The sequence below is a fragment of the Actinoplanes sp. M2I2 genome (assembly GCF_023544445.1).
Classification (GTDB): Bacteria; Actinomycetota; Actinomycetes; order Mycobacteriales; family Micromonosporaceae; genus Actinoplanes.
In genome coordinates this window covers 34,391-48,931 of sequence record NZ_JALPVJ010000029.1, presented here as the reverse complement: position 1 = coordinate 48,931, position 14,541 = coordinate 34,391, and the positions used below count along the sequence as shown (strand labels likewise).

Here is a 14,541-nt window from a genome sequence, read left to right as displayed (position 1 = left end):
AGGTGAAGCCGCACTGGATCGAGCGCTTGCCGACCCCGCATTCGTGCAAGAGGGCTTCGACGAGCTCCCGGCTGGTGAACCGAAGCGCGCTGCCACCTGGGCGCAGGACGCACTGCGGTGGGCCGACCTACATATACGGTGGGCCATCACGGTGGACCGGCCCGCCGCCATGGCGCTCGAGCGAGCCGTTCTTGATGCGTCCGCCGCTTCGCCGCTGTGGAATCGATTGCGTTAGTCGCCTGTGCTGCCGCGGCAACAGTAAGCGCCGTAGTGACCCTTATGTTGCAGCGTCGGCCAGGGCCTGGTAGCGAACATCAGGCGCAAATCGGGCCAGTATCCGGTGTTCACCAGATCCTAAAGCGTTCATCCGTGCTGAGCATGAAGGCGAACCGCTTAGCGCCGGCCCGGTCGAGTGCTTCGTTGCTGGAGTCCGCCGCCGCCTCTTCCGTCAACTTGGAGCGGTGCTGCCAGTACATGACCTGAGAGAGGTAACGACGTCGAACCAAGGCGGGATGGCGTTCGGCGATCATGCAAAGAAAGTCGTCGACGTGTTGCACTTCGATGTTGGCGTTGACTTGGTCGAGGCACTGTTGGAAGTCGCTGATGTCGCCATCACTGGTGACAAGGATGTTGACTTCGCCGGCATAGGCCGCAGCCAAAACATGGTGATCGTTCGGGTCCTTCGGCTGCGGCACATCCCTTGGGTCCCAGTCGGTGACCTTGGCTTCGGGGAAGTCGTGATCCAGTTGACTACGCCAGCGCTCAACCTGCTGCTCCGGCGCATTGGGATACTTGCGGCGCAGGTGATAGAAGGCCTCCGCTAGGACGGCTTCGCTCCAATATGGCCTGAAGGCGGTGTACTGGCTATCAAGAGCAAGCAACACCAGCCAGTCACGCAGGCACCGCGAGAAGAGAATATTGGCATCCACGAACACAGTGAGCGGCACCGGTAGCACTCATCCAGGTTACCGGCGCCGCCCGGTTAAAGCGACACTGGGGAATTTACTCGTATATGCCGAGTTCGTCCTGCTCAGCCATCAACGCTTCGTACGATGCGCGCTGCTGATCAACACGACGACGCCGGTAAGCCAGCACGTCCTGCAAGGCAACTCGCCGGTGAGTCCCGACCCGGTGGGACTTGATTTCACCTCTATCAAGCAAACCCGTCAGCGTTGGCCGGGAAACGCCGAGGATCCGTGCAGCTTCGCTGGTGGTGAGTTCTCGAGCGACCTCGCTGACCACCACACCGTCTCCACGGTCCAAAACGTTGCTGATCTGCATCAACAGGTCAACCAGAAGGTCGGGGACTACAACCTCCCCTGCGCTTCCAGCCGTCAGGCGCACTTGCTGATCTTCAACTCCAGCAAGTAGTGCGACTAGGGCCTTCAAGGAAGCACGCTCAGGGCTTCCCTTACGATTAGCGGCCTCGGTGAGCTGAACTGCCGTTGCTGCGAGTGTCGTTGCTGTGCCCATGGTCTACCCCTCGCTGCGGAGCCATGCGTCTGCCAAGCTCGTATGCCCAGCCTGGGCTACATCCGCAGTATGTGCAACCCTCTTTGAATTATTTCACTTAGCTACAGCTTAGCCGAGACCCGACGACGCGTCCCGTAGGCGCTCGAGGATGTCGGAGGCTCAGTGCAATCAAGGCGCCTACCAGCGAGAACGCTGCCATCCCGCCATTCTCGCTGACACGAACCAGGAAGTCGACCATCGCCAACCCGTAGCTGCCCACCCGGCCCGACCGAGTCGCAGCTAGCACCACACACTCAATACTCAGGGATGGTGCGCAAACATCGCACCCTGCATGCCAGCCTGGCGCGCCGCGCGGTGTGCCAGCACGCGACCGCGCTCGCCCCGTAAGTTGATTTGCGTTGCCCAAGCTTCTATGAGCCCCGGTAGGCTCGGGCTGCCCTTTGGGTCCAGTGGATCGCGGAGCGACAGCCCGAGCCTACCGGGGCTGTCAAGCTTTGCATTAGGCCTAACGCCGCGTATAATCACGCGCGCGTACGGCGTTATGCTTGGCAACGCCCTTTGGGTGCTTCGCATCGCGTAGCGACGTTGCCAAGCATAACGCCGTAGTCAAGGCCCACTTATCAGAAATATCCGTTATCGATATGAATGGCGTAGGATTGCCTAAATTTGATCAAGTCGAACTCCAGCGCCGAGCAGGCCGCCCACTTCGCCCCCTAGCGTGGCCTCCGGTAGGCCATGAAGTGCAGTAACGGGTGTAGCTCGGGACTTTCAGCAGCTGCGATGTCAAGGAATGTGTCAGTTGTCTACGACAGGCGCAGGGTCGCCGTCGGCACTGCTCCCAACTGATCTGGAGGTGCGCCTCGTCAGGCACCTTCCCGGGCCGGCATACCGTCGTCGACTCAGTTACTGACCACCACGTGGGCTCATTAGGCCTGGCTGGTCTCGGCGTTGTTTGAGGCGAAGAGCACCCGCCGGGGTAAGTCCCCCGATGGCACGCCGGATACCCCGGGACTAAGGAACTGATCCGTGTCGTTCATTCTCGGAGTACCGAGCAACATGCGCGTTGGGGTGAGGACGTCCGCGCCAACACGGGACCGGTCTCGGCCTGCACCGCCGACAACAAGCCCGAAGCGGATCACTGCTGGGTGCGGCTGACGGCGATGAACCGGAAGATAACCACATAGCCAACTGACAGAATTGAACGTTATCGACCTGCCCCTGGCCGCCGGGCGCTGCTGAGCCAGGGCGACGGACGGACCGTAGCACCGGGGGCGTGCCCGTAATCAGTGCTCCGGCCAGCCGTCCGCCCACTCCACCCTGATCGCTTCCGCGGGGGACACGGCCACCGAAAACAAGATGGTCCCCTCCCGCTGGTCGGACCGGGGCGAGGCTAGGTTGTCTCGCCAGACTGCGTCGCTGCAGACGACGTCCACGTCGCCGGCGAGACTCGCATCATCTCTCGCTTCGGTCGCGGTGGTCATCCAGCACCCGCAGGGCGGTGTCTGGCAGTCTGCGTGAGGCAGCCGCTGTTCGTGCGTCGCCTGACCAAAGGTGAACGGCTTTGTGCCGGCGGGCCGGCAACCGGCGCAGGTACAGCCCTGGATTTTCATGGCTTCGTCGTCCGGGCACCAGCGCGAGTACCACCGGATCTCGGCCTGATGGGCCAGGGCAGACAGGTGCCGCCACGGGGACCCGTCGACCCCGGCTTGCCGGGCCATCTGGTGGAACGCGCGGGTGGCCAGGTCCCAGTCGCTACGGCTGACGGCCGCCGCCGCCGTCCAGCTCGCGAGCTCCCAGAACACCGCCGACGGTGCCGGCTCGCATCCAATTCGGCTGATCAGCCGCCGCTCGGCCGCCAGGTACGCCTCCCGGCCGACGGACATCTCCTTCAGACGCGCGAGGATGTGCTTGCTCTGCCGCTTGCGTAGCTTCGCGTCCGTGCGGGCACGGTCCGCCTCGACGGTGAGCGCGAATCGGCGGCCCCCGCTCTGCCGGATCACGACGCGTTCGCCGCAGGACGGGCACTGGCCGGAGCTGCGTCGCGGCGACGGAAACGCCTGCCGGCACGCAGGGCAACTCCGTACGCCCGATGCGGGATCGCGAACATCAACCTCGTGCAGGTTGGCGATGTCGGTCACCGCCGTGGCAGCGGCTTGCGGCGCTTCAGCATCCGCTGACTGCTTGTCCTTTCGTGTATAGCTGCGGATCCAGGCGAGGCTGAGCTGGTCCAGGACGTGCTGGGCGCGAGTCACGGCGACATAGGCCAGCATCGCGTCCTCCCGCGGGAGGTCATGCAGGGCGCCGCTGTTGTCGTGGGCCTGGCGGTGGAAGTCGCGGGCGATCCGCACGCTCGGCCATTGCAGGCCCTTGGCTTTGTGGCAGGTCGAGATGGTGACCTCGGCGGTGCTCTCGTTGCTGAGCTGATCGCCGATCTCCATGATGCGCTGGGTGCCGATGTCATCGACCAGGCGGACGAACGTCCGCAGATCGCCGCCGTCCTCCTGTTGCGCGTAGTCTTGCACTTCGCTCCACGACCGGAACGCGAACAGCTCGGGGTGGCCGGTCGATCCGGTGGTTCGCAGGTCGTCGGCGGCCCGGGCAAGGTTGACAATGGGCCTGGTGCCCCCGACCAGCGCTGTCCGGCGTCCGTCCTGCAGGGCCAGCATGACTTCGCTGATCGCTTCGGCGTTGGTGCGGCAGAGTACCGCGCTGGCGTCCGGGGTGGCGTGGACCCGGCTGTCCAGCGCCGGGTTGCCGGACAGCCGCAGGTTTGAGCCGAGGACGGCCAGCCAGGTGTTGGCTTCCTCGGCGATCGCGGGCCCGAACCGCCAGGACTGGGTCAGCTGCAGCCGCTGGGCGGCCGGCCAGTTCTCGAGGGCGTCGACGGCACCGCGCCACCCATAGATCGCTTGATGGCGGTCACCGACCGCGACCTGCTGGCAGGACTGTGACTGGATGATCTGCGCAATGACCGGATCGGCGTCCTGGGCCTCGTCGAACAGGACGTAGTCGGCGTCAATCGTAGGACTCAGCAGAGACCACATCTTCAGGTAGTGATCGTGCTGGAACGGGAACTGCCCGGCCGGGTTGCCGAGGTCCTCCCACAGGTCGATGGCCGTGCCGAGCACGAGCGCCGCAAACTCGGCATGGGCGGCACCGTCTATGCCTCGCGCCCGCGGCACGTGCTTGAGCAGCAGAGTGTCCTCCGATGATTGGCAGTACCGGCGGACCGTTGCGAAGGCTTGCAGGACCAGGTCGTAGCGGCTCACGACCCGCCGACTGGTCAGTTTGGTCCGGTGCGGCAGGCGGAGCCGGGCGGCGACGTCGTCGTAGCGCATCCGCGGCCCGTCGAGGCGGTGGCCGTAGCGGTGGCCCACCGCTTTGTAGGCGAGGTGATGAGCCGTGGCGCAGGTGACCCGGGATGCGAACATTTGCTGAGCCTCGATGACGATCTGCTTGTTGAAGGCCACGTACACGCCAGTACCGGGCAGCTCGTCGGCCAGCATCCGCAGTGTTCTGGTCTTTCCGGTTCCGGCGCCTGCCTCAATGATCAGGTGAGCCCCAGACCGGCCGGCATCGATGATGGCACCCTGTTCCGCTGTCGGAACCTCAGTCGTTCGTTGCACCGAAACCTCCATCGCCTAGCAGCGCTACCATGTCGGCCTGTCGACTCAGCACGGGCGCGTTGCTTGGACGCGCATTGACCCCTTATCGGGCGCTGGTGGTGACATCTGATCCTTCACGCCCCTGGGGTTCAGCTCGTCACTGGGATCGCAGCCATCTGGTGAAGGTCTTCCGGCCTAGCCACAGTCGTAGCGGAGCGCCGGCCCGCACCTCCCGGGAACTCCGCCGGCCTGTCGATCACGACGCTGAAGCTGCCGGGGCGACACGACGAAAGCCATCGCCGGCTCAAAGCCCACGATAAACGGCGGCCGTTTGACGCTGCAGAATGCTGGCCGCCTACGCCGGCTTTGGCACTTGTCCCGTCTTCGAGGCCGATCCGCCGGTTGCCGGGCTGCGCACTACGATCGCCACAGTCTCTTTGCCCCTCGTGACCACCCTGAGCATAAAAGTTGTAGGCGGTCACGTGAATGTTCAGCTGGGCTGGCAGCCTTGCAAGGCGGTGACAAGCGCCGCGAGAGCGCTAAGCACTCCTGCGAAGGCTGCCTACCGGGCATTGCTGGGCCATCGCTGCTTACCGCGAGCGCTGTCGTTGCTGGCAGCCTGGGGACTCTTGGTCAATGGTCGCTTCCTTGAGGTCCGTTGGTGGCCCACGATCTGGCGTCCAGACGTGCGCTAGATCGGTGGGCTGAGTCACTGCGGTGTTGTGCCGAAATGCCGTCCCGTGGGCCCGAAGTGCGCTGACGATCACCGGCCGGGCTCAAAAGACTGAAAGTCGGAGCTTGGCCTTCTGGAGCTCGGAGATAGTGCTGGCCGGATGCAAAGCCGTCGTGCCCAGTCGTTCCACGGCGATGCGGTACGGCTCGATGTCACGAGGATCGTCGTGGAAGTGAGCTCCGCCGAGATGTTCGAGATAACCTCACTCCTGCCCCGACCGGAAGCAGGTAACCACCGCTCCAACAAAGCGGGGGAAGCTCAGCCCGAGGCAAGGCCTCGCGCAACGCCCGGAGCACCCGATTCCATTCAGCCGGGCCGAGCTCATCCGGGGACAGGGCTCGAGTTCCTTCGCTACTGCCGCGGCGTTCGTCGAGGAATGGGAACAGCGAGGTAGATGGCGCTGCCCCACCACGCATACTCGCCGTTGACCATCAGGCAGGGTGTTCGCACGCTGTAGCCACGCAGGATTTCCAGGTCGACTCCGGGCATCCGAACCTGTACCTGCTGACCGTTTACCACGATCATCCAGGCGAATCGGCCGTCTCGGTCGCCGGTGAGGTCCCGAACGGCCTCACCCACCTGGCCACCGGTTCCGCGGACCTGGCGCTCAACGGCCGCTTGGCGGCGGACCTCGTCCAGGAAGATCACCAGGTTGGCTGATGCGGTCTCTTCATCGCCGGCCACTGGCAGGGTCCCTGGGACGATGACCGGTCGACGCGTGCTGGACGGGAACGGTTCAGACGGGCGGGGCATGGTGGCTTCCGGCTGCCTTGCCGGTGGCGGCGCAGCGGCGACGGGTTGTGCAGCCGAGACGACGATCGGCTCGAGGGGGCCGGCTGCAAGTGGCTCTGGCACAGTGGTGTCTTCGCCGTAAGTGCAGGTGCGGTCGAGCGGACGAACGTCCTGATCATCGGAGCCGGGTCGGCGACGCTTCGACGGTCGGGCCTCGGTTTCCTGTTCCACTTGATTCGCTTCGGCGGCCCGCACCCAGAACCAGCGGATGCTGCCTTTGCTGGTGCGGTGCTCATAGGGGATCCATTCGCCGTAGGCGGCCCGGACGACCAGGTCGTCGAGGTTGCGCATTTGCTTGGGTTCCCACTCGAAGTGCCAACCGGGGCACGTCCGGCCCTTCTTGCGGTCCGGGCACAACGCACCAGTGCGCCCACATTCCCGTCTTGTTAGCGTGCGGACCCCACCGATCACCGGCAGCTCAGCGACACTGAGGTACTCCTGCCAGGGCATCCGCCTGATGCCGGCCCACGGTGCGACATCGACCAGCGGGGCCTTGAGGCTGGGTGTGGTCCAGAGCGGGGTGAGCCCGTCGCGCCGGGCCCGCTTGGAGCGACGTTGCACGTTCTCCCGACTGGCGTACGAGATTTGAGCTTCGAAGGCGAGGTCCTGATTGCCGCCGTGGATGAGCACATCGGTGCGGCGTTTGCGGTCGGGCGAGGCGCTTTCGGTGTCCGCCTCGAGACCGTTCCTCTGCGCGGCGGTGGCGATGCGCTCCTTGAGTGCCTTATGGGCGTCACTTTCGCCCTCGTCGTGGTCACGGATGCCGGGGTTGTGATGGACGGCGTGCAGTAGGCCGTTGCGGCGCCGTAGGAACATCCACTCTGGGCAGTCTGGGTTCATGTCCCTGCACTGCGGGCACTGCAGAACACCCTCACGGAAGGGCCGGGAAGCACCGGGAGAGTACAACCGCCCGAGCAGGCCAGGATGCTCAGGATGCCCGAGGGACGGCTCGTCACGGAGATCAAGTTCGATCTGGGCGGGGACGTACCACACCGCAGTGTTCGGAGACATCCAATCACGTTAAGCAATCAATCCGTTACACAGGGGCTCGTATGCGATGCCCGATTTGGCGCACGGTGAATCAGTCAAGCCCTGCTGGCAGCAGGTACATCGGACCACGCCGACACGGATGCAGCCCTCTCCTGCTAGAGGGTCCGCTCTCGGGTGCGGCTGACGATAGCCAGATATTGGTCACGTACGCCGTAGGAAAAAAATAAGTGGTCGGTCGCCGGGCAAGCCGTCTCGCGGCACCCCCGAACCGCACTTGGATCTCGGCGACTAGCTCTACTTTTGAGCAGTGGCCCGCGGCATGCTGGTCCGGTGCTCGCAGATGATGCAGTAGCCCCTCTTGCCCAGTGGTCATCGTGGCTAACTTTCGACCAAGCGGTGAGCGTGGCACCGCGCCTGCCGGGCGTCTATCTGGCGCGACAAGGCGAAGACGGTGGTCTCGTCTACGTGGGGATGGCGGGCGAACGCCGCGGTCGCCCAGGTGCTCGACTTCTCCCGCCAGCGGGTGGAAACGGCCCTTCCCAGCATCGCCGCAGGCACGGTCATCGCGCCTCCATCAAGCCAGAAACCTGAGCTCGAACCTCTACATCACAATCCACATGGGCTTGAGACTGCTTCACTGTTGCGATGAGTGCTCAGCTAATCACGGCAACTGCGGCGGTCGTCGGAGCTGCCATCGGACTCGGCGGTGCCATCCTCGCCGCCCACGTGAACGGTCGAAATCAACGCCAACTCACCCGCGCGCAGCTAGTGCTCTGACCACAAACCTTGGCCGGGTTGGGTGACACACCGGGCCGGGTCCGCGCAGCGGACCCGGTATCGGTCAAGGCTGTGCGGGTGGCAGAACCCGTTCGAGTACGCCGATTAAGTGATCCAGAGGGCCAGAAGCTGCAACGCCTGGTCCGCCGCGGGACCGGCTCGACGGTCCGGCTGCGCCGGGCGATGGTCGTGCTCGCCTCCGCCGGAGGCAACAGCGTGCCGGTTATCGCCCGTCTGGTCCAAGCCGACGAAGACTCCGTCCGCGGTGTCATCCACCGGTTCAACGAGATGGGAATGCCCAGCCTGGACCCTCAGTGGGCGGGTGGCCGTCCCCGCCAGATCAGTCCTGACGACGAGCAGTTCATCGTCTCGACGGCCAACACCCGCCCGACAAAGCTCGGGCGGCCGTTCACCAGGTGGAGCATCCGCAAACTCGCCGAGTACCTGGCCGGCAACCCCGACCGGACCGTCCTGGTGGGCCGCGAAAGGCTGCGGCAGTTCCTTCGCAAACATGAGATCACCTTCCAGCGGACCAAGACGTGGAAGGAGTCGAACGACCCGCAGCGCGAGGAGAAACTCGCCCGGATCGAGCACGTCATGCACCACTTCCCGCACCGGGTGTTCGCATTCGACGAGTTCGGGCCGCTGACGATCCGCCCGCAGGCCGGCTCCGGATGGCAGCCGAAAAACCATCCGGACCGGCTGCCGGCGAACTACCACGAGCTGCACGGCGTCCGGCAGTTCCACGGCTGCTACTCAATCGGTGACGACACCATGTTCGGAGTCATCCACCGGCAGAAATCCGCCGCCAACACCCTCGCCGCGTTGAAGTCGATCCGCTCGAAACGCCCGGACGGTGCACCGATCTACGTCATCCTCGACAACTTGTCCGCGCACAAAGGCATCGCCATCCGGCAGTGGGCGGCCCGCAACAAGGTCGAACTGTGCTTCACCCCGACCTACGCGTCTTGGGCGAACCCCATCGAGGCTCATTTCGGGCCGCTACGCACCTTCGTGATCGCCGGATCCGACCACCCCAACCACGTCGCGCTGGGCCGCCACCTGCACCGATACCTACGCTGGCGCAACGCCAACGCCCGCCACCCCGACGTCCTCGCCGCCCAACGCCGCGAACGCGCACGCGTCCGCAGCGAACGCCAACACCGCTGGGGTCGCCCGACCACGAAAGCCGCCTAACCAGCCCCGGCGAACGTTTGTGGTCAAGGCACTAGTCGAAGCTCGACTCGAAGCCGAGCGGGTTGCATGCCAATCGTTTCTCGCTCATTTGGACATTTTTCTCATGGTCGCCGAGGAGATCGCTTGGGCCAAGCCCGGCGCAAAGAGGTCGGGCGGCGACGCCGACCAAGCGACAGCCGAGCTAAAGACTCATTACTGGGACGGTTGGACAGCATTCCTGTCGGCCAACGCGACACTCCAACTTGCTGCGCGCGAGGATTTGAGACAGCAAGCCGCCCAGATCACAAGTCACGCATACGACATTGACGGCCGCATCTGGAACCTGACCCACGGCGGCCAGCGAATCGCGAACGACTACGAGGACACCAAAACCAAGCTGAAGACCGCCCGAGGCGAGTTCATTACAGCCGTGCGAAAGCTCACGGGCAGCGACACCATGGCAAAGTAGTTATTTCAGAGAAGGTTCCGCAAGTGGACTCGTTCGAGCAGCTCAACGCCATGGTCGACGAGTGGGATGCCGCTGACGACGCTCGCCGCATCGGCACCCGGCCGCACACCGTCGGCGAGCACTTCGCCGTCGAGCAGCCGCAGCTGGCATCGCTGCCGGATGAGTCGTTCGAGACCGGCACCTAGCTGACCCCTCGGGTCGACCGGTTCAGCCAGGTCACCGTCCGCACGAACCGCTACGCCGTGCCGGTTCGCCTGGTCGGCCGGCAGGTCCGGGTGCAGCTGCACGCCTCCGACCTCGTGATCGATGACGGCCGCAACCCAGTGGCCCGGCACGAACGGCTGATGGCCAAGTCCCGATCCCGGCTCGATCTCGACCACTACCTGGAGACGGGCCGCTGCTACGCATCGTCCGGACATCAATTTCATTGCGGACGGCTAGTAGCACGTCCGCTTCTGAAGGCCTCGGCTACAGCGTTGGCTGCGTCATGGTGCAGGCTCTTGGTCACGCTTTGATACGTGTCGCGGGTGAGGGTGGTCGTCGAGTGACCGAGCTGCTCGGAGACGACTTTGATGTCCACGCCGGCGGCGAGGGCGACGGTTGCGGAGACGTGTCGCAGATCGTGCAGCCGGATCGGCGGTAGTCCCGCTCGAGCAACGAGACGCCGGAACGCCTGTGAGACGGCTGGTGGTTGCCACGCCCGTCCGTCTTGGTGGACGAAGAAGAGCCCGGTGTCGGGCCAGGAAGAGCCCGTTTTGAGCCGCCACGCGGCCCGACGCGCTCGGTAGCTCCTGAAGACGGCGACCGTATCGGGGTCGAGGATGACATCGCGGTTACCGGCATGACTCTTCGGTGCCTTCTGCGTCTGTTTACCGCCGTAGACGGCGAGCTGGTTGACGATGGACACCTCCATACGATCGAGTCGGACTTCTGCGTCGAGCAGACCGCATACCTCGCCGCGGCGCGGCCCCCGGTAGGCCATGAAGTGCAGCAGCGGGTGCAGATCGGGAGCGTGCGCCGCGGCGAAGTCGAGGAACTCGCCAGTTGTCTCTAGTGTCCAGACCATCACGGAGCTGGGGATGTGCCCGGTGGCCCGCCACCGGGCAACCCGCTCGGGCTCCCACACCACTGGCCGGGGTCGGGGGTTTGGCGTCTTGATCAAGCTGGCTGGGTTCGCTACACCGACGACGATTTCCCTGGCGAGCGCGTCGTTGAACGCTTTACGCAGAGTGGCGCGAATCCGCGCAATGGTGGCCTGTCCGGTAGGACGCACTCCTCGGACGCCGGCTCGTGCGGCCGGGTCGGTGCTGTTCCGCGCATTGCGGATCGCCGTGTTCTGGGCCTCGATCCGGTCGACGAGCTCATCGATGTGGTGTGGCCGCAACCGGTCCAGGACGATCTCGCCGAGACAGGGAATTAGATGCAGCCGGACATGGGATTCATAGGTGCGTGCGGTGCTGGGATCGACCTTGAGTCGCGAGGCCCAGACGGCGAGCCACTCAGCGACGGTCGGGACATCGGTGAGAGGACTGCCGCGGTGCAACCGGCGGCCGAGGTCGGCCAGCTCAGGAAGCGGCGAAGCGCTGCGGATGGTCCGTTGCAACAGATCGGCGACCTGGCTGCGCGCGGTGCGGTCGCGGCCGGCGAGGGCGAGGGCTGCCCGGGCGTGCTCGAGCTCCCGGAAGGCTTCGGCCCGGCTGGTGAGGCCGCCGCGGCGAAGTTGTCGGCGGCGCCCTTCCGGCGTGACCGGCAGTTCCAGCTGATACGCCCAGGTTCCATGCCCGGCGTTCCACGATCGGTTGGGGCGACGCAGCATCGGGCACTGCGCCCCGAGGCTCTCCCGCGTTCGCGGGTCCCGGCAGCTACACCGCTTGTAGACGGTCCCGTCAGCCATCGGTCCAGACACCTTCTCGCCAGACGGACCCGCGCGGTAGGGCGGGCAGCGACGTACCATACCGCTCCGCAAGTACGGTACGACACGAGCATCAGCCGCGATGAGATCTTCTGACGTTTGCTCCAACGCCGACCGACAGAGCGCGTCGATCACGCCCGGCGCAGCGGGCGAGCTGGGAGCACGTGACGAGCCAGGCCGGCGAAGGCGTCAGCGGCATGGCGGTACGCAGAGGACCGCGGCCGGGTGACCCCGCCGCTGAACGCACGATAGGTTGTCCTGCTCACCCGGCACGAGGCCGTCTGTGGCCCAGGCGCGAATCGAACGCGCGACACCCGCTTTAGGAGAGCGGTGCTCTATCCCCTGAGCTACTGGGCCTTGCGGACAGATTAGCAGTGCTGCCCCGCACGGACGCGGAGCAGGCGTCGGAGCCGGCCCGTCCGGTCAAGGTGCTGCCGCCGGTGAGACGCGGCCCAAGCTGACATATGAGCCGTTATCGACTCGAGAGGAGCGAATCAGCCCCAGAGGGTCCCAGATGTCTAACTTTCCGCGTATCCCCACCGGACTGCCAGCTAGTGCCGTGACCACAAACGTTGACGGTTGCTGGCGGGCAACCTTCGCGGTTCGACCGGCTTCGGTCGTGCGACGCTGTCGTTCATGACAGGCGAGGGACGGGTCGTGATGCAGGTTTACTGCCGGATCGAGGTCGTTGTTGATGATCCGGTAGCTGTCGCGGAGCAGGCGGTTCAGACGCTGCGAGAGGCGGGCATCGACTGGTCCGCGGAGCGGGACACCCTTGAGGAAGCGGTTGCCGAGATCCGAGAGGACCTTTCGCAGGCTCTGGCGAGCCTGGTCGAGCCGGACCGGATGCTGCAGGGCGTTCTGAAAACGCAGGTGCGGGGTGGGCGTTGGTGGGCCGAACCGGGCGCTCCCGCCGAACGATTCACCCCGGGCTTCGGAGAGCCCGACTCGCCGCCGTCACGACCGGTGCCCTGAGCGCGTGTTCACGATGGTGGGTCAGGCTGCTCGTTTGGCTGGCTGGCCCCAGCGTCGTTGGCGTTCGCTGCGGATGCGGGCGCGTTCGCGGCGTTGCGCGGCCAGGACGTCGAGGTGGCGGGCGTTGGCGTTGCGCCAGCGTAGATATCGGTGCAGGTGGCGGATCAGCGCTGGGTGGTTGGAGTGGTTAGATCCGGCGATCACGAAGGTGCGGAGCGGCCCGAATTGGGCCTCGATCGGGTTGGCCCAGGAAGCGTAGGTCGGGGTGAAACACAGCTCGACCTTGTTGCGGGCCGCCCAGGCGCGGATCTGCTTGCCTTTGTGCGCGGACAGGTTATCCAGGATGACGTAGATCGGTGCGCCGTCCGGATGGGCTCGGCGGATCGACTGGAGCGCGGCCAGGGTGTTCGCAGCGCCTTTGCGGCGGTGGACGACGCCCCAGAGCTGGTCGTCGCCGACGGAGTAGCAGCCGTGGAACTGCCGGACGCCGTGCAACTTGTGGTAGTTCGCCGGCAGCCGGTGCGGATGGCCTTTGGGTGCCCAGCCGGCGCCGGCCTGCGGGCGGATAACGAGGGGTCCGAACTCGTCGAACGCGAACACTCGTTGCGGGAAGTTGCTGGTCACGTGGTCGATGCGGGCGAGTTTCGCGTCGCGCTGCGGGTCGGTGGACTCCTTCCACGTCTTGGTCCGTTGGAAGGTGATGCCGTGTTTGAGCAGCAGTTGGCGTAGCCGTTCCCGCCCGATCGTGATCGGGCGGGCGGCGTGCGTGGTGAGGTAATCGGCGAGCTTACGGACGCTCCACCGGGTGAACGGGCGCCCCACGGCTTCGGGGCGGGTGTTGGCCGTCGTGACGATGACCTGCTCGTCATCGGGACTGATCTGGCGGGGACGGCCACCCGCCCACCGAGGGTCCAGGCTGGCCATGCCCATCTCGTTGAAACGGTGGATGACCTGCCGGATCGTGTCCTCGTCGGCCTGCACGAGGCGGGCGATCGCTGGGACGGTGTTGCCGCCTGCCGAGGCGAGCACCACCATCGCTCGCCGTAATCGGATCGGTGAACCGGTGCCTCTACGGGTGATGCGCAGCAGCTGCTGACCTTCCTGGTCATTGAGCCGCCGCACGCGTACGGGATCTGCCACCGTCACAGCCTGAACGGCATCACGCTGCCGGACCGTCAGGCCGGGCGGCGTGTCATCCAACCCCGTGAACGTTTGTGGTCACGGCACTAGACAGTACCAACTACCCGCCAATCCCGCCCTTGTGGCGATTGCCGGTGCGGGGGTGGGGTCCTGCTGAGTCGTGCGATCGGGCCGTCCGATGGATAGATGCCTAGTCTTCCAGCCGAAGGAGTCGAGGATCTTGTCCATAGGGGGCCGTCAGGGCGCTTCGTCGACCTTCGCGGTGAACGGGCGCAATCGTAAGTGACCGCATACTGCCGCCTATGATGCACCGCTGGCCGAGCCATCCGGGGTCCAGGTATGGGCGGACGATCGCCTGGGACAATTGACACTCACCCAATGAGTGAACTGTGCCCAGTCCTCAACTTGAACGCTCAGATCGGCTCGCCCTTTCGCAGCGCGATTGTGCCCAGCACAGCGCTGACTCTCCAGCAAGAAATGCCTACTCCACCGCTGGTCG

11 protein-coding genes and 1 tRNA gene are annotated in these 14,541 nt (G+C 65.2%); 5 read left to right on the top strand and 7 right to left on the bottom strand.

The annotated features are described in order from the left end of the window. Positions 1-344 precede the first annotated feature (344 nt). The 4 genes from HJC40_RS39635 to HJC40_RS39620 all read right to left on the bottom strand — a co-directional run bounded on the left by HJC40_RS39635 (position 345) and on the right by HJC40_RS39620 (position 7,614). Complete coding sequence (locus HJC40_RS39635; protein WP_250008760.1) at positions 345-956, bottom strand: PIN domain-containing protein; 612 nt, start codon at positions 954-956, stop codon at positions 345-347. Between the two features lie 46 nt (positions 957-1,002). Further along, positions 1,003-1,473, bottom strand: coding sequence for a helix-turn-helix domain-containing protein (locus tag HJC40_RS39630; protein ID WP_250008759.1), 471 nt, complete (start codon positions 1,471-1,473; stop codon positions 1,003-1,005). Between the two features lie 1,283 nt (positions 1,474-2,756). Then, entirely contained in the window at positions 2,757-5,099 is a 2,343-nt protein-coding gene (locus HJC40_RS39625) for a UvrD-helicase domain-containing protein (protein ID WP_250008758.1), read from the bottom strand. 1,063 nt (positions 5,100-6,162) lie between these two features. Further along, a complete protein-coding gene (locus tag HJC40_RS39620; protein ID WP_250008757.1) occupies positions 6,163-7,614 on the bottom strand; it encodes a competence protein CoiA family protein in 1,452 nt (483 codons plus the stop codon). An 834-nt stretch (positions 7,615-8,448) separates the two neighbouring features. Here HJC40_RS39620 and HJC40_RS39615 point away from each other — a divergent pair. The 4 genes from HJC40_RS39615 (at position 8,449) to HJC40_RS46775 (ending at position 10,530) form a co-directional block, all read left to right on the top strand. After that, entirely contained in the window at positions 8,449-9,567 is a 1,119-nt protein-coding gene (locus tag HJC40_RS39615) for an IS630 family transposase (protein ID WP_250008756.1), read from the top strand. Between the two features lie 103 nt (positions 9,568-9,670). Then, positions 9,671-10,015 carry a hypothetical protein gene (locus HJC40_RS39610; protein WP_250008755.1) on the top strand — a complete coding sequence of 115 codons (345 nt, stop codon included), beginning with the start codon at positions 9,671-9,673 and terminating at the stop codon, positions 10,013-10,015. 23 nt (positions 10,016-10,038) lie between these two features. After that, positions 10,039-10,200, top strand: coding sequence for a hypothetical protein (locus tag HJC40_RS39605; protein ID WP_250008753.1), 162 nt, complete (start codon positions 10,039-10,041; stop codon positions 10,198-10,200). Next, entirely contained in the window at positions 10,201-10,530 is a 330-nt protein-coding gene (locus HJC40_RS46775) for a hypothetical protein (protein ID WP_374273654.1), read from the top strand. On the opposite strand, the gene HJC40_RS39600 is transcribed toward HJC40_RS46775, so the two are convergent. Continuing rightward, complete coding sequence (locus HJC40_RS39600; protein WP_250008752.1) at positions 10,440-11,831, bottom strand: site-specific integrase; 1,392 nt, start codon at positions 11,829-11,831, stop codon at positions 10,440-10,442. The two genes, HJC40_RS46775 and HJC40_RS39600, sit on opposite strands and share 91 nt — an antisense overlap. A 380-nt stretch (positions 11,832-12,211) precedes the next feature. Then, positions 12,212-12,284 (bottom strand) — tRNA-Arg (locus tag HJC40_RS39595). A 222-nt stretch (positions 12,285-12,506) separates the two neighbouring features. Between HJC40_RS39595 and HJC40_RS39590 the strand changes: the two genes are divergently transcribed. Further along, positions 12,507-12,902 (top strand): hypothetical protein, encoded by a 396-nt coding sequence (locus HJC40_RS39590; protein WP_250008751.1) that lies wholly within the window; start codon positions 12,507-12,509, stop codon positions 12,900-12,902. Between the two features lie 21 nt (positions 12,903-12,923). Here the strand turns inward: HJC40_RS39590 and HJC40_RS39585 are convergent, their stop codons facing one another. After that, on the bottom strand, positions 12,924-14,042 hold the full coding sequence (locus HJC40_RS39585; RefSeq protein WP_250008803.1) for an IS630 family transposase: 1,119 nt from the start codon (positions 14,040-14,042) through the stop codon (positions 12,924-12,926). Between the last annotated feature and the right edge of the window lie 499 nt (positions 14,043-14,541).

Bases quoted from the DNA above. Each gene is read 5' to 3' on its own strand.
- HJC40_RS39610 (WP_250008755.1), top strand. From the start codon at position 9,671: ATGGTCGCCGAGGAGATCGCTTGGGCCAAGCCCGGCGCAAAGAGGTCG.
- HJC40_RS39630 (WP_250008759.1), bottom strand. From the start codon at position 1,473: ATGGGCACAGCAACGACACTCGCAGCAACGGCAGTTCAGCTCACCGAG.
- HJC40_RS39620 (WP_250008757.1), bottom strand. From the start codon at position 7,614: ATGTCTCCGAACACTGCGGTGTGGTACGTCCCCGCCCAGATCGAACTT.
- HJC40_RS39600 (WP_250008752.1), bottom strand. From the start codon at position 11,831: ATGCTGCGTCGCCCCAACCGATCGTGGAACGCCGGGCATGGAACCTGG.